The organism is Erwinia psychrophila (assembly GCF_039023475.1).
In the GTDB taxonomy this organism is placed as follows: Bacteria; Pseudomonadota; Gammaproteobacteria; order Enterobacterales; family Enterobacteriaceae; genus Erwinia.
This window is the reverse complement of the sequence record NZ_JBCHVB010000003.1, coordinates 91,905-108,879: the sequence shown is the minus strand read 5'-3', so window position 1 is coordinate 108,879 and position 16,975 is coordinate 91,905. Positions and strand designations below refer to the sequence as shown.

The window sequence follows — 16,975 nt, the reverse complement described above, 5'->3', positions numbered from 1 at the left end:
TTGTTTCCCTTTTTTGAACCTGTATGGGCTATCTGGCTTGCCGTTTTTGTCCCCGGCAGTGCTCGCACGCCTCACATACTCACGTATGCTGCGGGTGCTTGCGGCTCGGGACAGAACTGACTGCGCCAGTGACGCCCAACCTTCAGGTAATTTTTAACATTCTCTTGCCGTGGGGTAAGGTCTCCCTCACCCCGCTCACAAACCTTACACCACCATCAGCAGCACAAGCACCACAACGGCACCGATGCTCATGGAGGCAAGATACCAGCGCAGATAGCCGTTTTCGCTCACCACCAGCCCTTTGTTCGACAGCCGGGCGAACAGCGCCGGCGTCGCCATCAGGCTATCCAGCGGATCGCGCTGAAGCAGTCGGGCGATGAACAGATAAGGCTTCACGAAAATCTTGTCATACAGCCAGTCGAAGCCCCAGGCGGCAAACCACCAGGTCGCGAAGAAACGTCCCGGCGCGCTGCTGGCGATGCGGGTCACAAGCGTACGCTTGCCCAGCCACAGCATCGCAGCCAGCAGAATACCGACCACGGCCACAACGCCCGAGGTGATTTCCAGCGTCAGCACGGTGCCGTGCGCCATCTCGCGCGTTTCAGGCAGTACGCCCTGCAGTGGCGGAACGATCATGGCGCCAATAAAGGTTGAGAGGATCAGTAATACGATCAGCGGCAGATGGTGGGTAATGCCCTTGCCCGCATGCGCATGAATTTTCTCTTCACCATGGAAGGTGATGAAAATCATTCTGAAGGTATAGAGCGAGGTCATTAACGCCCCGACCAGGCCAGCAACCATCAGGTTGATGTGGCCGTTCGCCAGCGCGCCCGCCAGAATCGCATCCTTACTGAAGAAGCCTGCGGTCAGCAGCGGCAGCGCCGAAAGCGCGGCGCCCCCCACCAGGAAGCAGACATAGACCAGCGGGATGCTCTTACGCAATCCACCCATTTTGAAGATGTTCTGCTCGTGGTGACAGGCCAGGATCACCGAACCGGAGGAGAGGAACAGCAGCGCTTTGAAGAACGCATGGGTCATCAGATGGAAAATCGCCGCGTCCCAGGCCTGAACGCCCAGGGCGAGGAACATATAGCCAATCTGACTCATGGTTGAATAGGCCAGCACGCGCTTGATGTCGGTCTGCACCAGCGCGGCAAAGCCGGCCAGCACCAGCGTCACTGCCCCGATAATGCCGACCAGATGCAGCACTTCCGGCGTCAGCAGGAACAGGCCGTGCGTACGGGCGATCAGATAGACCCCCGCCGTCACCATGGTCGCCGCGTGGATCAGCGCAGAGACCGGCGTCGGACCCGCCATGGCATCCGCCAGCCAGGTCTGCAACGGCAGCTGTGCCGATTTACCCACCGCGCCGCCGAGCAGCATCAGCGTTGCCCACTGGAGCATGTGGTTATCCGCAGCGAAGTGCGCAGGCGCCAGCTCAACCATTTCACGGAAGTTCAGCGTACCCAGTTCGTTATAGAGAATGAAGAGCCCGAACGCGAGAAACACGTCGCCCACGCGCGTGATGATAAAGGCTTTCATCGCCGCCGCGCCGTTCTTCGGATCGGTATAGTAGAAACCGATCAGCAGATAGGAGCAGAGGCCCACGCCTTCCCAGCCCAGATACATCAGCATCAGGTTGTCGGCGAGCACCAGAACCACCATGCTGGCGATAAACAGGTTGGTATAGGCGAAGAAGCGGGAGTAGCCCTCCTCTCCCCGCATGTACCAGGAGGCGAACATATGGATAAAGAAGCCCACGCCCGTCACCACCGACAGCATGGTCAGCGACAGGCCATCCAGCGTCAGGCTGACGCTGATATTAAAATTACCCACCTGCATCCAGGTCCAGAGCGCCTGGGTGTAGACCGCCTCTCCCTGACCGAAGAAATCCATTCCGACATAAATCGTGACCAGCGCCGCCAGCCCCACGGATCCCATGCCGACTGCCGCGGACAGATTTTCTGACCAGCGGCCACGGGAAAAGGCCAACAGCAAAAAGCCGATAAGCGGAAAGAGAACTGTTAAATAGAGAAGATTCATCCGCGCATCTCGCTCACTTTATCAATGTTGAGGTTCTGGCTGCGGCGGTGTAGCTGCAGCAGCAGCGCCAGACCAATACTCGCCTCGGCCGCCGCCAGGCTGATCGCCAGGATGTACATTACCTGTCCATCCGCCTGCCCCCAGTAGCTGCCCGCTACCACGAACGCCAGCGCAGAAGCGTTGATCATGATTTCGAGGCTGATAAGCATAAACAGCAGGTTGCGGCGAATGATCACGCCGGTCAGCCCGAGTACGAACAGGATAGCGGCCAGGATCAGGCCATGTTGCAGAGGGATCATGAGTGTTCCTCCTTGCTTTTCACGGCATCGGCCGGACGGTTGCTTAATACTTCACCCGGACGCTGTTCGCGACCAATATGGTACGCCACAACCAGACCCGCCAGCAGCAGCATTGAGGCCAGTTCAACCGCCAGAACATACGGGCCAAACAGGCTGATGCCGACCGCTTTCGCATCGATCATGGTGCCGTCAATGCCCTGGTCGTTGATGGAAAGGATGGCGTAAACAATCACCACCAGCAGAACCAGCGAAGCCAGACCAGGACCTATCCAGGCCCCCGGCTGAAGCCACTGGCGCTCCCGCTCCTCCACGCTTTCGCCAAGGTTAAGCATCATCACCACGAAGACGAACAGCACCATAATGGCACCGGCGTAGACGATGATCTCCAGCGCTCCCGCGAAGTAGGCCCCCAGCGAGAAGAAAACGCCGGCAACCGCGAGCAGAGAGATGATCAGGTAAAGCAGTGCGTAAACCGGATTAGTGTGCGTAATCACGCGTAGCGTGGACAGCACTGCTATCAGGCCGCAAAGATAAAAAGCGAATTCCATGCCTGGCTCCTTAAGGTAACAAGCCCTTGACGTCGATAGGTTTAGCTTCGTTTTCAGCGGAGCCCTTGTCTTTCCCGTCGATCGCCATACCCGCCATCCGGTAAAAATTATACTCCGGATATTTACCCGGCCCGGAAATCAGCAGGTCTTCTTTTTCATAGACCAGATCCTGACGCTTAAACTCGCCCAGCTCAAAGTCCGGGGTAAGCTGAATAGCCGTGGTCGGGCAAGCCTCTTCACACATCCCACAAAATATGCAGCGCGAGAAGTTGATGCGGAAGAATTCGGGATACCAGCGGCCATCCTGCATTTCCGCTTTTTGCAGCGAAATACAGCCCACCGGGCAGGCTACCGCACAGAGGTTACAGGCGACGCAGCGCTCCTGGCCGTCAGGATCGCGGGTGAGCACGATGCGGCCACGGTAGCGAGGCGGCAGATAGACCGGCTCTTCCGGATACATCATGGTTTCCCGCTTGGCAAACGCATTCATGCCAATCAGAACGATACTGCGTACCGTGGTGCCAAAACCCACCACAAGGTCTTTTAATGTCATGGTTTACCCCTTACTGCGCGTTGTACAGAATCACTGCGGCAGTCGCCAGCAGGTTCAACAGCGTCAACGGCAGACAAACTTTCCAGCCGAACGACATCACCTGGTCATAGCGCGGACGCGGTAACGCAGCACGAATCAGAATGAACATCATCATGAAGAATGCCGTTTTGATGGCAAACCAGATCACCGGCGGCAGCCACGGACCGTTCCAGCCGCCGAAGAACAGCGTTACGATCAGTGCTGAGACGGTCACGATGCCCACGTACTCACCCACAAAGAACAGGCCGAATTTCATACCGGCATATTCAATGTGATAGCCATCAGCCAGCTCCTGCTCTGCTTCCGGCTGGTCAAAAGGATGACGGTGGCAGACCGCAACGCCCGCAATGGCAAAGGTCAGGAAGCCCAGGAACTGTGGAATGATGTTCCACATATGCTGCTGGCTGTTGACGATATCGACCATATTGAACGAGCCAGCCTGGGCCACAACGCCCATCAGCGACAGGCCGAGGAACACTTCATAGCTCAGCGTCTGCGCCGAGGCGCGCATCGCGCCCAGCAGGGAGTATTTGTTGTTACTGGACCAGCCAGCAAACAGCACGGCATAAACCGCCAGACCCGCCATCATCAGAAAGAACAGCAGACCGATATTCAGATCTGCGCCCATCCAGGTGGAGGTAACGGGCACAATCGCCATCGCCAGTAGCAGCGACGTAAAGGCGATCATCGGCGCAAGGGTAAAGATCACTCGATCGGTAAAGGGCGGGATCCAGTCCTCTTTAAAGAACATTTTGATCATGTCCGCCACCAGCTGGAGCGAGCCGCCCCAGCCTACGCGGTTTGGCCCGTAGCGGTTCTGAAACAGGCCAAGCAGGCGGCGCTCGCCGAAGCTCATAAATGCGCCACAGCCCACCACCACAAACAGGATCACTAACGCTTTACCGACGGCAATCAGTACATCAATAACTTCCGGTGTCAGCCAGTTCATTGTGCTGCCTCCTGGAGATTGTCAACCTTCGCACCCAGCAGGAACGGTGGAATGCCCGGCAGCCCGATAGGTAGCCCCACCTGCCCCGCCTGCAGCGTGTCGGAAAAACGCACCGGCAGACGCAGGGTTTCGCCCGCGCAGCTGAACTCCACGGCGGTGCCGGCATTGACGCCAAGCGTCATGGCATCAGCAGGGTTCACCATCACATAAGGTTCCGGCATACGCTGCTGAATGACGGCGGAGCGCTGGGTCATCTCTTCGCTGCCGAACAGGTGGAAGTAAGGTGCCACACGCCAGCTTCCCTGCTGCTGACCGGCGAAGGCGTCAGGCACGGCCTCGAACCAGCCCAGCTGCGCATCGCCGGCTTCAAACAGGCGTACGCCCGGATCGCCGTTGCGCAGATGGCCGCCCACTTCGTCCTGGAATTTGTTCCAGGCCTGCGGGGAGTTCCAGCCCGGCGCCCAGGCGAATGGGATCTGCGAGCGGGCTGCCGAAGGCTGGTTGTTCCCTTCCATTGAGAAGGCAAACATCGTGTCTTTATCCTGCGGCTGACGCGGCTCATGCACGCTGATGTTAGCGCGCATGGCGGTACGTCCGCTGTAACGGTGCGGTTCACGCGCCAGCTTCTGTCCACGAATGCGGAAGCTGGCGTTGGGCGCCGCCTCTTTGATCCCGGCCAGCTGCGGCAGCGCCTGAATGCAGGCGTCGATAACGTGATCGAGCTGGGTCCAGTCCACTTCACGGCTGTTGATAGTGCTCTGAAGCGAATGCAGCCAGCGCCAGCTTTCCAGAATCTGAGCGTCGCTGTCATAGTAAGCGGGATCGTAAACCTGGAAAAAGCGCTGGGCGCGGCCCTCCTGGTTCACCAGCGTGCCGTCGCTTTCCGCAAAGCTTGCGCCGGAGAGGAACAGACCGGCTTTATCGCTGGTCGCCGTTTGCTGGTGATCGAGAACGATGACGTTTGCTGCGTTTCTCAGCGCCGCATCAACCTTCGCTTTAGCAGCATGGCGATAGAGATCGTTCTCCATGATGATTACCGCGTCAGCCGCACCGCTTTCCAGCTCGTCAAGCGCCGTTTCCAGCGGGTGACCGCCAATCAGGCCCAGACCAACGCTGTTAGCCGCCCCGGCCAGCAGGGTGATCCCCACGTCCGAACCGCGACCTTTCAGCGCCTTAGCAACGTTCGCCGCCGCCTGAATCATCGCTTCGCTGCCGGAATGGACGCCGGAAATAATCAGCGGCTTTTTCGCCCCGGCCAGCGCCTGCACGATCACATCGATTTTACCGTTAAGATCGCGATCGAGACCGCTAACTGCCGGCGCGGTTTCATCCAGCGCATTAGCAATCGCAAAGCCCAGACGGGCCTGATCTTCTACCGGCGCGCGATAGCTCCATGCAGCAATATCATCCAGACGCGTCTGGTCAACGTTGGTCACAAAGAGCGGATGCTTTGCATGCTGACCAATGTTCATGATGGCGGCAATCTGCCAGTCAGCCACTTTCTGGGCCGCAGCCATCTCGCGCGCCTTGCCTTTAACGGCCTGACGGACGGAGAGCGCGACGCGGGCGCCTGTCTGGGTCAAATCTTCACCCAGCACCAGCACCGCATCATAGCTTTCTATTTCGCGAAGGGCTGGCGTATGAACGCCGCTGTCGCGCAGGACGTTCAGCATCAGCTCCAGACGTGCCTGTTCAGCGGCGGGGATACCGGTCGAGAAATTATCCGCGCCGACCAGCTCACGCAGGGCAAAGTTGCTTTCCACGCTGGCGCGAGCAGAGCCGATCCCGATGACTTTTTTCGCCTGGCGCAGCACGTCCGCGGCTCCCTGCATCGCCTGCTCAGCATTCAGCGCAATCAAATCGCTGCCGCGACGCTGAACCGGCTGACGGGGACGATCTTTTGCGTTCACGTAGCCATAGCCAAAACGGCCGCGATCGCAGAGGAAGTACTGGTTTACGGTGCCGTTATAGCGGTTTTCAATCCGGCGCAGTTCGCCATAGCGCTCGCCCGGGCTGGTGTTACAACCTACGCTGCACTGCTGGCAGATGCTTGGCGCATACTGCATATCCCACTTACGGTTATAGCGCTCGGAGTGGGTTTTATCGGTGAATACGCCAGTCGGGCAAACTTCAACCAGGTTGCCGGAGAATTCACTTTCCAGGGTGCCATCTTCATGGCGTCCGAAATAGACGTTGTCGTGGGCGCCATAAACACCCAGATCGGTGCCGTCGGCATAATCTTTGTAGTAGCGTACGCAGCGATAGCAGGCGATACAGCGGTTCATTTCGTGAGAGATGAACGGCCCGAGATCCTGATTGCGGTGCGTACGTTTGGTGAAGCGGTAACGGCGGAAGCTGTGGCCGGTCATCACGGTCATATCCTGAAGATGGCAGTTACCGCCCTCCTCACAGACCGGACAATCGTGCGGGTGGTTGGTCATCAGCCACTCGACCACGCTCTGACGGAACTCTTTCGCTTCCCCATCATCAATGGAGATAAAGGTGCCGTCGGTGGCCGGTGTCATACAGGACATCACCAGGCGACCGCGGGTATCTTCGGCATTCTGAAATTGCTTTACCGCGCACTGGCGGCAGGCACCAACGCTACCGAGCGCCGGGTGCCAGCAAAAATAAGGAATATCCAGTCCGAGGGAGAGGCAAGCCTGTAGCAGGTTGTCCGCGCCGTCGACGTCATATTCTTTACCGTCTACATGTATTGTAGCCATAGTGAACATGCTTCCGTAAGGCTCGTTACGAGCGTTAAACACAATTCTTTAAATAACCGTCTTACTTGACGTTGTAGCGGTGTTAGCGGCGTTCTCTTACCCCGGTCACTTACTGAAGTAAGCTCCCGGGGATGCGTTCTCTTGCTGCCTGGCTACAACGCCAATTAATTGGGTTATTTCGCGCATTTCTTTGTTTGCACGGTATTTTTACCAGCGCGCCTTTAGCAGGTTCGCCTGGATACCCGCGATCGCGTGCGCGTTGCTGTATACCTGCGGCGCAATGCCGGCTTCGAACTCGTCGCGGAAATATTTTATGGCGCTTTGCAGTGGCTCTACTGCTCCCGGTGCGTGGGCGCAGAAGGTCTTACCCGGACCGAGCTGGCGGCAAAGCTGCAACAGCGTCTCGATATCGCCAGGCTGGCCTTCTTTACGCTCCAGGGCACGCAGGATTTTTACGCTCCACGGCAGTCCGTCACGGCACGGCGTGCACCAGCCGCAGGATTCACGGGCGAAGAACTCTTCAAGGTTACGGACCAGCGAGACCATGTTGATCTCATGGTCAACGGCCATCGCCAGCGCGGTACCCAGTCGGCTTCCGGCTTTGCCGATGCTGGCAAACTCCATCGGCAGATCGAGATGGGCGTCGGTCAGGAAGTCAGTGCCTGCGCCGCCCGGCTGCCAGGCTTTAAACTTCAGGCCGTCGCGCATTCCACCGGCGTAATCTTCCAGGATTTCCCGCGCGGTGGTGCCAAACGGCAGCTCCCAGAGGCCCGGATTTTTCACCCGGCCTGAGAAGCCCATCATTTTGGTACCGGTATCCTCGCTTTTGGAGATGTTTTTGTACCACTCAACGCCGTTCGCCAGGATAGCCGGCACGTTGGAGAGCGTTTCTACGTTGTTCACGCAGGTCGGCTTGCCCCAGGCGCCCGCTGACGCCGGGAAAGGCGGCTTGGAGCGCGGGTTAGCGCGGCGACCTTCCAGCGAGTTAATCAGCGCGGTCTCTTCACCACAGATGTAGCGGCCGGCGCCGGTGTGCACAATCAGCTCAAAGTCGAATCCGGTGCCGAGAATATTCTTGCCCAGATAACCCGCTTCGGTCGCTTCAGCGATAGCACGGCGAAGGTTAACCGCCGCCTCAATATATTCACCGCGCAGGAAGATGTAGCCGCGGTATGCCTTCAGCGCAAAAGCGCTAATCAGCATCCCTTCTACCAGCTGATGCGGCAATTGCTCCATCAGCAGGCGATCCTTATAGGTGCCCGGCTCCATCTCATCCGCATTACAGAGCAGATAGCGGATGTTCATGGATTCATCTTTCGGCATCAGGCTCCACTTCAGCCCGGTGGAGAAGCCCGCACCGCCGCGCCCTTTCAGGCCAGACTCTTTCACGGCGGCGACGATCTCATCCTGCGACATCGTATTCAGGGCCTTCTCGGCACCCGCATAGCCGTTTTTGCTGCGGTATTCATCGAAAAATACCGGCTGCTTGTCGTCGCGCAGGCGCCAAGTAAGCGGATGCGTTTCCGCAGTTCGGACAATCTGTTTCACTGTCATTGATACTGCTCCAGCAGGTTGACGATATTTTCCGGCGTCAGGTGAACATGGGTATCCTCATCCACCATCATCGTCGGGCCCTTGTCGCAGTTGCCGAGGCAGCAGGTAGGCAGTAGCGTAAAGCGACCGTCCGCCGTCGTCTGTCCGGGCTTAATCTTCAGGTTATCTTCCAGCGCGGCCTGAATGCCCTGAAAACCGGTAATGTGGCAGACCACGCTGTCGCAGTAGCGGATCACGTGGCGGCCAACCGGCTGACGGAAAATCTGGCTGTAAAACGTCGCCACGCCTTCTACGTCGCTGGCGGGAATACCCAACACCTCAGCAATGGCGTTAATCGCGCCATCCGGCACCCAGCCGCGCTGCTTCTGAACGATTTTCAGCGCTTCAATAGAGGCCGCACGGGCATCTTCGTAATGATGCTTTTCGTGCTCAATAGCGTCATGCTCTGTCGCGCTCAGCACAAAAGCTTCGTTGTCCTCGATCGTTTCGATCGCAATTCTCTGATCGTGCATAATTAGCGGTCCACGTCTGACATAACAAAATCGATACTACCGAGGTACACGACAAGATCGGATACCAGGCTGCCGTTGATCACTGAAGGGATCTGCTGCAGATGCGGGAAGCTTGGCGTACGCACGCGGGTGCGGTAGCTCATGGTGCTGCCGTCGCTGGTCAGGTAGTAGCTGTTAATCCCTTTCGTCGCCTCAATCATCTGGAAGGACTCATTGGCCGGCATCACCGGACCCCATGAAACCTGCAGGAAGTGGGTGATCAGGGTTTCGATATGCTGTAGCGTGCGCTCCTTCGGCGGCGGCGTGGTCAGCGGATGATCCGCCTTGAACGGGCCGGCCGGCATATTTTTCAGGCACTGCTCAAGAATACGCATACTCTGGCGCATCTCTTCCATTTTCAGCATCACGCGGCTGTAGGCGCAGCTGACGCCATCGCCAAGCGGCACTTCAAAATCGAAGTTTTCATAGCCGGAATAAGGACGCCATTTACGGACGTCAAAATCCAGACCGGTGGCGCGCAGGCCGGCGCCGGTGGTGCCCCATGCCAGCGCTTCATCCAGACCATAGGCGGCGATGCCTTTGGAGCGTCCAATCAGCACGCTGTTTTTCAGCGCAGTCTGCTCGTAAGCCTTCAGACGCTTCGGCATCCAGTCGAGGAACTCACGCAGCAGACGCTCCCAGCCTTTCGGCAGGTCATGCGCCACGCCGCCGATGCGGAACCAGGCCGGGTGCATGCGGAAACCGGTGATCGCTTCCACCACATCGTAAATTTTCTGGCGGTCGGTAAAGGCAAAGAAGACCGGCGACATCGCCCCGACGTCCTGAATAAAGGTCGAGATATAGAGCAGGTGGCTGTTAATACGGAACAGCTCTGAGAGCATGACGCGGATAACTTCCACGCGTTCCGGCACCTTGATGCCCGCCAGTTTTTCCACGGCCAGCACGTACGGCATTTCATTGACGCAGCCGCCAAGATACTCAATGCGGTCCGTGTAGGGGATATAGCTGTGCCAGGACTGACGCTCACCCATTTTTTCCGCACCGCGGTGGTGATAGCCAATATCAGGTACGCAGTCGACAATCTCTTCGCCATCCAGCTGCAGAACGATGCGGAAGGCACCGTGCGCAGAGGGGTGGTTAGGCCCGAGGTTGAGGAACATAAAGTCCTCAGTGGCCGTGCCGCGCTTCATGCCCCACTCTTCCGGTTTGAAGGTCATCTGCTCCATTGCCAAATCTTCCGTCTGCCTGGTGAGCTGGAACGGATCGAATTCGGTGGCGCGGGCCGGATAGTCTTTACGCAGCGGATGGCCTTCCCAGTCCTGCGGCATCATGATGCGCGTCAGGTGCGGGTGGCCGTCGAAGGTCACGCCGAACATTTCCCAGGTTTCGCGCTCGTACCAGTTTGCATTCGCAAAAATGTTGGTGATCGTCGGCACATGCAGATCGTTTTCGGATAAGGCCACCTTGAGCATAATGTCGCGATTACGTTCAATGGATAACAGGTGGTAGAAAACGGAAAAATCCGCGGCCGGTAACCCTGCGCGGTGAGTACGAAGACGCTCGTCCATCCCGTGGAGATCGTAAAGCATTACGTAAGGCATCGGCAGCTTGCGCAGGAACGTAATGATTTCCAGTAATTGCTCACGCTTCACCCAGACGACCGGCACGCCGGTACGGGTTGGCTGAACGGTAAAGGCCTCTGGCCCAAAACGGTTACGCAGCTCGCCAATCACCGGATCGTCCAGGTGATCGCGGGTTTGCCATTCCGGCTGAGCGAGATCTTGCGTGGTTAAATCTGTCATAAGTCGTTCACCATGTGGGCCTGCGTGCAGGCACTCAGTATTGGCGTCAGGAAGGGCCGCGCGCGTTTTCTGTTTTTTATCCGCAGCAGCAGACCCGATCCATAAACTACTTTATCCCTCTGCCGGGACGTTAAGGCTTCAGCGTCGTTTAACTCTCCGCCCGCTGGTACAACACTGCACATCAGGAGGGGAACTTTTACCGGCTTACTGCAACGTCCGCGGCGGGGGATATCGCTTAAATTTCGTCTGGCGTACGCAGATTTGTGACCGCAATGCGCTCACCCTGCTTCCTTTCACGCTCGGACTGCATATTGGCGCGGTACACGCCCTGGTCGCCCACCACCCAGGAAAGCGGGCGGCGCTCTTTACCGATCGATTCCTGCAGCAGCAATAGCGCCTGCATATAAGCTTCAGGACGCGGCGGACAGCCGGGGATGTACACGTCAACCGGCAGAAATTTGTCCACGCCCTGCACCACGGAATAAATATCGTACATGCCGCCGGAGTTTGCGCAGGCACCCATCGAAATCACCCATTTTGGCTCAAGCATCTGGTCATAAAGACGCTGGATCACCGGGGCCATTTTAGTGAAAGGCGTACCGGCAACGACCATAAAGTCAGCCTGACGCGGCGAGGCGCGAATAACTTCCGAACCAAAACGCGCCACGTCATGCACCGAGGTGAATGACGTGGTCATTTCAACGTAACAACACGAAAGACCGAAGTTAAACGGCCAGAGAGAATTTTTACGTCCCCAGTTCACCATGTCGTGCAGAGCATGCTCCAGCTTGCCCATATAGACGCTTTGGTGAACATGCTTCTCCAGGGGATCGCTCACAATCTCCTGTTTCTGAAGGGGGTAACGGTCATTCTCACCGTTCGGGTCTGCGCGGGTGAGCGTATAGTCCATCTTAATGCCTCGCTATTACTGCGTATGACGTTTGGAATGCGAAATGGTGGTTGGCTTGACCACGATGCGACGTGGCGCAGGCGCCCAATCCAGCGCACGGATACGCGCCAGATAAACCAGACCAGCTAGCAGTACCAAAATGAAGATTGCGGCTTCTACAAAGCCGACCCATCCGCTTTCGCGAATGGCCGTCGACCATGCGTATAAATAGAGGGCTTCAACGTCAAATATGACGAAGAACATCGCGACCAGATAGAACTTGGCGGACATTCGCAGTTTAGCGGTACCGACCGGCGCAGCGCCGGATTCGAAAGGGGTATTGGTATAGCGGCCGCGGGCTTTACCGCCCAGGAACCAGGCGCCGGCCAGCATTGCACAGCACAAACCAATGGAGACGATCAGAAATACAGCAAATGCCCAGTTATGAGCGATAACATCAGTGGTCGTTGACATACTCTCTGCTTAACTTAAAAAGGTGGCGCCTGGCGTCCTGCTCTGTACCGGCAGTTTACGCACCACATTGTTTCAAGGGAAAGATGAAAAACCTTATAAACTTTGCCGTCTTTAATGATTAAGCAGCAATTTTATGGGGTTTTTTACTCCTTTCTATAACCTTTTGTCAACTTGGACAAAAGTATCCACACGCTAATTTACACCAATAGCATTTATTTAACATCTTTCGCCTGTTAAATAAGCTAAATCGTGTCAGTTTATCGTTCGTTTCCCCGCTTAGCGGGACGCGCGCTGCATGGATTCTGGAGTTAACACTTCTATTCTCGCAGGAAATCCCCGCTTTTCCTGCCCCTTAGCAGGGTTATTTTTTTGATCCAGAGCACACTTTTGGCTTTTGTGAAGCAAAAACCAGCACGGCAATCTGTGCAAAATCAATTCATCTTAAGATTAGCATCTGCGTAAATAGCGCTCTTAAGAGTGATAATAGCCGTGGAGGAAATATCAGCACTGTGATAGCTAAGTAACAAAAAGGAGGGCAAAAAAAGAAAGGTAAGTAGCAGAAAAAAGCCTTCCAGTCGCCAAGGCAATCAGAAGGCTTATTTTTTCAAGCTCCGCACGTTAATCGTTCATTCCAGGCAAGGTTTGCTAACGATTGCGCGCCGTCGCTTATTCCTCTTCGTCTGGGAATGAGGCGCTATTCTGCCCCGCCGTAGTGAGGTTATAAGGGTCGTTGCTTGACTCCATGGCATTAAAAATCGCCAGCGCCAGTTCGTTATCGCTTTCAGGATTGCGGCAGAGCAGATACTCGGTATCAGGCAGTACGGGCAGACCTTCCGCCGCGCCCATTACCCGCAGCTCCGGGCTCATCATCTCGACCGGCCGTGCGGTAACACCCAGCCCTGCCTTCACCGCTGCGCGAACGGCGGCAAGCGTAGAGGCGACATAGGAGATACGCCATGGGATGCCGGCTTCGTTGAGATGGTCTATAGCCATATCACGGTACGGGCTTGGTTCATCCAGCAGTACCAGAGGAATGGCTTCTCCGCGCTGGAAGATGTAATCCGCGGCGCAGTACCACAGCGTCGGAGAAGTGCGCAGAACCTGCCACGTAAAGTTCATCGGGCTTGAGGTGGTGACAACCAGATCAACTTCTCCCTGATTAAGCATCTCCATCATAAAAGGATTACGCTTAACCCGGACATCAATCGCCAGCTTGGGATAAACCGAGGTCACCCGGTTTAACAGGAAAGGCAGAATGGTATCTGACGTATCGTCAGAAGCGCCGATAGTCAGCACGCCCTGGATATTGCTGTACATCAGAGAAGTACAGGCTTCGTCATTAAAACGCAGAATTTTACGGGCGTACCCCAACAGTTGAATGCCATGTTCCGTCAATAATTTATTGCGTCCATGTCTGGCAAACAGCTCTTTGCCCACCAATTGCTCCAGACGCTGCATCTGCTGGCTTACCGCCGACTGCGTTCTGCATACCGCAGCCGCCGCAGCCGCAAAGGTATTCAGATCTGCAACAGCGACAAATGTTCTTAGCAGATCGAGGTCAAGATTCAGGATCGGACGATTTGCACTAGTCATTTTTTCTTCACTTTATAAGATTTTTAAAAACTACTACCCTGGTGTTATTACCTGCCATATCAAAGGGATATAGCGATAATCAATGCGTAATGTCCGGGCATAAGGCCACCCGTTGCACTACTCAGACAGATGCTGAAACCCTGCACGCTAACAGGCCTGCAGCTGAAAATCGGAAGCGACTGGCAGGATAATGCATCTGATACATTACTATTGCGTGCTGTGCTGACTAATAAGTCAGAAGCCGGCACCCTGTACTGGCCGATCAATATCACGTACGGCGAGAAAATGTCGGATGACGAGGCCATAAACGTGAAACTACTTTTTAAGAATTGAACAACCAGAACGCTATAGTCACAGCGGAACAATGTTAAACTTCGCTAACCAATATGGATGGTTAAAACGCCGATCATATCATCATTTACTGGTGATTATCGGCAACAGATCTGTCTGAACATTATCCTGACATACTGTCGTTTATTTTTTAAGCCTAAAACCGATTATTCTTATCGGTAAAATAGGTAATTATGGGCTAACCCGCGTCACGACAGGCTTGTTAAGAAAAAATTTAGCATTGCGTGCGCTCTGAAAGGTAAGGGGCAGATTCTGCTTACCGGGATGCTCCGCCTGGCCCCCCATTCGCACCAAAAACCACATGGTTAAATAATAAACAGTCAGTGAAGAATTTATTGATAGTTGCAAAACGCATCCATCCATCAGTTTTAACTAAATGTAAACGATTACTGTGAATGTACGGAAAAACAACTTTTCAGTTCCTCCCGCTTTTTATAGTAAATTACTCTGACTAAACGATCATATGCAGTTTTTTATGCCAGACTGCGACGGTTACTCCGCATGCCCTTCGCTTCCCCTTGTAAAACCTTAGCTAACGCTCCAAACCCGGTGAGTGCGCTTCAAAAGCGTCGATGAGAGGAGTACATTGTGCAGGTTTAGTTTTCCACGGCAGGAACGCAGTTCTGCCAGTTAAGGCGAGAAAAATGACCCCAATTGATAAATCCGGCAAGCTGGATAACGTCTGCTACGATATCCGTGGTCCGGTATTAAAAGAAGCCCGGCGGCTGGAAGAGGAAGGCAATAAAGTCCTCAAGCTGAATATCGGCAATCCTGCGCCTTTTGGCTTCGAGGCCCCCGATGAAATCCTTGTCGATGTGATCCGTAACTTACCCAGCTCACAGGGCTATTGCGATTCCAAAGGACTCTATTCTGCCCGCAAGGCCATCGTGCAGCACTATCAGGCACGGGGAATGCGTGAGATGACGGTTGAGGATGTCTATATAGGCAACGGTGTTTCTGAGCTGATTGTGCAGTCGATGCAGGCGCTGCTTAATAGCGGCGACGAAATGCTCGTCCCTGCTCCGGATTACCCGCTCTGGACGGCAGCGGTCTCTCTCTCCAGCGGTAAAGCAGTGCATTATCTCTGTGATGAGTCAGCGGGCTGGTTCCCGGATTTAGATGACATCCGCAGTAAAATCACCCCCCGCACGCGCGGCATCGTCATTATCAACCCGAACAATCCAACGGGAGCGGTTTACAGCAAAGCGCTGCTGATGGAGGTGGTCGAGCTGGCGCGCCAGCATAATTTGATCATTTTCGCCGATGAGATTTACGACAAGATTCTGTATGACGCCGCGCAGCATCATTCGATTGGCGCGCTGGCACCTGACCTGCTCACCATCACCTTTAACGGACTGTCAAAAACCTACCGCGTAGCGGGTTTTCGTCAGGGGTGGATGGTTCTTAACGGTCCGAAAAAACATGCGAAGGGCTATATTGAGGGGCTGGAGATGCTGGCCTCCATGCGGCTGTGCGCCAATGTTCCGGCCCAGCATGCGATCCAGACCGCGCTGGGCGGCTATCAGAGCATCAGTGAATTTATCGTGCCTGGCGGCAGGCTTTACGAACAACGTCAGCGTGCGTGGGAGCTGATTAATGATATTCCCGGCGTCAGCTGCGTGAAGCCCGACGGCGCGCTCTACATGTTTCCTAAGATCGACGCGAAGAAATTCAATCTTCATGACGACCAGAAAATGGTGCTCGATTTCCTTTTACAGGAGAAAGTCCTGCTGGTGCAGGGATCGGCATTTAACTGGCCATGGCCGGACCATGTGCGCATTGTTACCCTGCCCCACGTTAACGATCTGGAAATGGCGATCGGAAAGTTTGACCGCTTCTTAAGCGGCTACCGCCAGTAAACCTTTTTATCCTGAAAGTCTCTGCCGGTGTCCGCCATGGGCGATACTGAAGGGATAAGGTCTTACGGGAGCCGGGCTGTTGCCGGCTCCCGCTGCCAACGTACAGGAAAACGCACCCGATGAAACAGAGCCATTTTTTCGCCCATCTTTCCCGCCTTAAGCTCATCAACCGCTGGCCGCTGATGCGCAACGTGCGTACTGAAAACGTTTCCGAACACAGTTTGCAGGTCGCAATGGTTGCTCACGCCCTGGCGGTGATTAAGAATCAGAAATTCAACGGCAATCTCAACGCCGAGCGCATTGCGATGATGGCGATGTATCACGATGCGAGCGAAGTGCTGACCGGGGACCTGCCTACACCGGTGAAGTACTACAACGCTGAAATTGCGCGCGAATATAAGAAAATTGAAAAAATAGCGCAGCTGAAGCTGATTGAGATGCTGCCAGAAGAGCTACGCGCCGCTTACCGTCCTCTGCTGGATGAGCATCAGCATAGCGAAGCAGAAACCGCCATCGTCAAGCAGGCCGATGCGATCTGTGCTTATCTGAAGTGCCTTGAAGAGCTCTCCGCCGGCAATCATGAATTTCTGCTGGCGAAAGCACGCCTTGAAAAGACGCTGACCCAGCGTCACAGTCCCGAAATGGATTACTTCGTCGAGATCTTTGTGCCGAGTTTTAGTCTGTCACTGGATGAAATCAGCCAGGAATCGCTATAAAACCGTTCATCAGAACGCTCTCTCCTCGCTCTGCATAGTTAGCTCCTCGCACCGGCGCTTTCCGGCGC

The 16,975-nt window shown here is 55.4% G+C and carries 14 protein-coding genes; 2 read left to right on the top strand and 12 right to left on the bottom strand.

Annotated elements, in window-relative coordinates; translation table 11 throughout:
• Nucleotides 1–204 precede the first annotated feature (204 nt).
• From nuoL to lrhA, 12 genes are all read right to left on the bottom strand, one after another.
• Entirely contained in the window at nt 205–2,043 is a 1,839-nt protein-coding gene (gene nuoL / locus AAH446_RS09495) for an NADH-quinone oxidoreductase subunit L (RefSeq protein WP_342906471.1), read from the bottom strand.
• The gene (gene nuoK / locus AAH446_RS09490) at nt 2,040–2,342 is read right to left on the bottom strand and encodes an NADH-quinone oxidoreductase subunit NuoK (RefSeq protein WP_342906470.1); all 303 of its coding nucleotides are present in this window, start codon (nt 2,340–2,342) and stop codon (nt 2,040–2,042) included. The genes nuoL and nuoK overlap by 4 nt, the downstream gene beginning before the upstream one ends.
• Nucleotides 2,339–2,890: an NADH-quinone oxidoreductase subunit J gene (nuoJ, locus tag AAH446_RS09485; protein ID WP_342906469.1), complete on the bottom strand. Its 552-nt coding sequence runs from the start codon at nt 2,888–2,890 to the stop codon at nt 2,339–2,341. Before nuoJ ends, nuoK begins: the two co-directional genes overlap by 4 nt.
• 10 nt (nt 2,891–2,900) lie before the next feature.
• Nucleotides 2,901–3,443: an NADH-quinone oxidoreductase subunit NuoI gene (gene nuoI / locus AAH446_RS09480; RefSeq protein WP_342906468.1), complete on the bottom strand. Its 543-nt coding sequence runs from the start codon at nt 3,441–3,443 to the stop codon at nt 2,901–2,903.
• Nucleotides 3,444–3,453: 10 nt separating this feature from the next.
• Nucleotides 3,454–4,431 carry an NADH-quinone oxidoreductase subunit NuoH gene (gene nuoH, locus AAH446_RS09475; protein WP_342906467.1) on the bottom strand — a complete coding sequence of 326 codons (978 nt, stop codon included), beginning with the start codon at nt 4,429–4,431 and terminating at the stop codon, nt 3,454–3,456.
• Complete coding sequence (gene nuoG, locus AAH446_RS09470; RefSeq protein ID WP_342906466.1) at nt 4,428–7,157, bottom strand: NADH-quinone oxidoreductase subunit NuoG; 2,730 nt, start codon at nt 7,155–7,157, stop codon at nt 4,428–4,430. The genes nuoH and nuoG overlap by 4 nt, the downstream gene beginning before the upstream one ends.
• A 207-nt stretch (nt 7,158–7,364) precedes the next feature.
• The gene (gene nuoF, locus AAH446_RS09465; RefSeq protein ID WP_342906753.1) at nt 7,365–8,705 is read right to left on the bottom strand and encodes an NADH-quinone oxidoreductase subunit NuoF; all 1,341 of its coding nucleotides are present in this window, start codon (nt 8,703–8,705) and stop codon (nt 7,365–7,367) included.
• A 2-nt stretch (nt 8,706–8,707) separates the two neighbouring features.
• A complete protein-coding gene (nuoE, locus tag AAH446_RS09460; RefSeq protein WP_342906465.1) occupies nt 8,708–9,223 on the bottom strand; it encodes an NADH-quinone oxidoreductase subunit NuoE in 516 nt (171 codons plus the stop codon).
• Nucleotides 9,224–9,225: 2 nt separating this feature from the next.
• Nucleotides 9,226–11,025: an NADH-quinone oxidoreductase subunit C/D gene (gene nuoC, locus AAH446_RS09455; protein ID WP_342906464.1), complete on the bottom strand. Its 1,800-nt coding sequence runs from the start codon at nt 11,023–11,025 to the stop codon at nt 9,226–9,228.
• A 235-nt stretch (nt 11,026–11,260) separates the two neighbouring features.
• Nucleotides 11,261–11,935, bottom strand: a complete 675-nt coding sequence (locus AAH446_RS09450; RefSeq protein ID WP_342906463.1) for a NuoB/complex I 20 kDa subunit family protein — start codon at nt 11,933–11,935, stop codon at nt 11,261–11,263.
• 15 nt (nt 11,936–11,950) lie between these two features.
• Nucleotides 11,951–12,388 carry an NADH-quinone oxidoreductase subunit A gene (locus tag AAH446_RS09445; RefSeq protein ID WP_342906462.1) on the bottom strand — a complete coding sequence of 146 codons (438 nt, stop codon included), beginning with the start codon at nt 12,386–12,388 and terminating at the stop codon, nt 11,951–11,953.
• A gap of 666 nt (nt 12,389–13,054) precedes the next feature.
• Nucleotides 13,055–13,981, bottom strand: coding sequence for a transcriptional regulator LrhA (gene lrhA / locus AAH446_RS09440; protein ID WP_342906461.1), 927 nt, complete (start codon nt 13,979–13,981; stop codon nt 13,055–13,057).
• 995 nt (nt 13,982–14,976) lie between these two features.
• On the opposite strand from lrhA, the gene AAH446_RS09435 reads away from it, so the two are divergent.
• Nucleotides 14,977–16,191: a pyridoxal phosphate-dependent aminotransferase gene (locus tag AAH446_RS09435; RefSeq protein ID WP_342906460.1), complete on the top strand. Its 1,215-nt coding sequence runs from the start codon at nt 14,977–14,979 to the stop codon at nt 16,189–16,191.
• 119 nt (nt 16,192–16,310) lie between these two features.
• Nucleotides 16,311–16,907, top strand: a complete 597-nt coding sequence (yfbR, locus tag AAH446_RS09430; RefSeq protein WP_342906459.1) for a 5'-deoxynucleotidase — start codon at nt 16,311–16,313, stop codon at nt 16,905–16,907.
• Nucleotides 16,908–16,975: the final 68 nt, after the last annotated feature.

Bases quoted from the DNA above. Each gene is read 5' to 3' on its own strand.
- nuoL (WP_342906471.1), bottom strand. From the start codon at position 2,043: ATGAATCTTCTCTATTTAACAGTTCTCTTTCCGCTTATCGGCTTTTTG.
- nuoK (WP_342906470.1), bottom strand. From the start codon at position 2,342: ATGATCCCTCTGCAACATGGCCTGATCCTGGCCGCTATCCTGTTCGTA.
- nuoJ (WP_342906469.1), bottom strand. From the start codon at position 2,890: ATGGAATTCGCTTTTTATCTTTGCGGCCTGATAGCAGTGCTGTCCACG.
- nuoI (WP_342906468.1), bottom strand. From the start codon at position 3,443: ATGACATTAAAAGACCTTGTGGTGGGTTTTGGCACCACGGTACGCAGT.
- nuoH (WP_342906467.1), bottom strand. From the start codon at position 4,431: ATGAACTGGCTGACACCGGAAGTTATTGATGTACTGATTGCCGTCGGT.
- nuoG (WP_342906466.1), bottom strand. From the start codon at position 7,157: ATGGCTACAATACATGTAGACGGTAAAGAATATGACGTCGACGGCGCG.
- nuoE (WP_342906465.1), bottom strand. From the start codon at position 9,223: ATGCACGATCAGAGAATTGCGATCGAAACGATCGAGGACAACGAAGCT.
- nuoC (WP_342906464.1), bottom strand. From the start codon at position 11,025: ATGACAGATTTAACCACGCAAGATCTCGCTCAGCCGGAATGGCAAACC.
- AAH446_RS09450 (WP_342906463.1), bottom strand. From the start codon at position 11,935: ATGGACTATACGCTCACCCGCGCAGACCCGAACGGTGAGAATGACCGT.
- AAH446_RS09445 (WP_342906462.1), bottom strand. From the start codon at position 12,388: ATGTCAACGACCACTGATGTTATCGCTCATAACTGGGCATTTGCTGTA.
- lrhA (WP_342906461.1), bottom strand. From the start codon at position 13,981: ATGACTAGTGCAAATCGTCCGATCCTGAATCTTGACCTCGATCTGCTA.
- AAH446_RS09435 (WP_342906460.1), top strand. From the start codon at position 14,977: ATGACCCCAATTGATAAATCCGGCAAGCTGGATAACGTCTGCTACGAT.
- yfbR (WP_342906459.1), top strand. From the start codon at position 16,311: ATGAAACAGAGCCATTTTTTCGCCCATCTTTCCCGCCTTAAGCTCATC.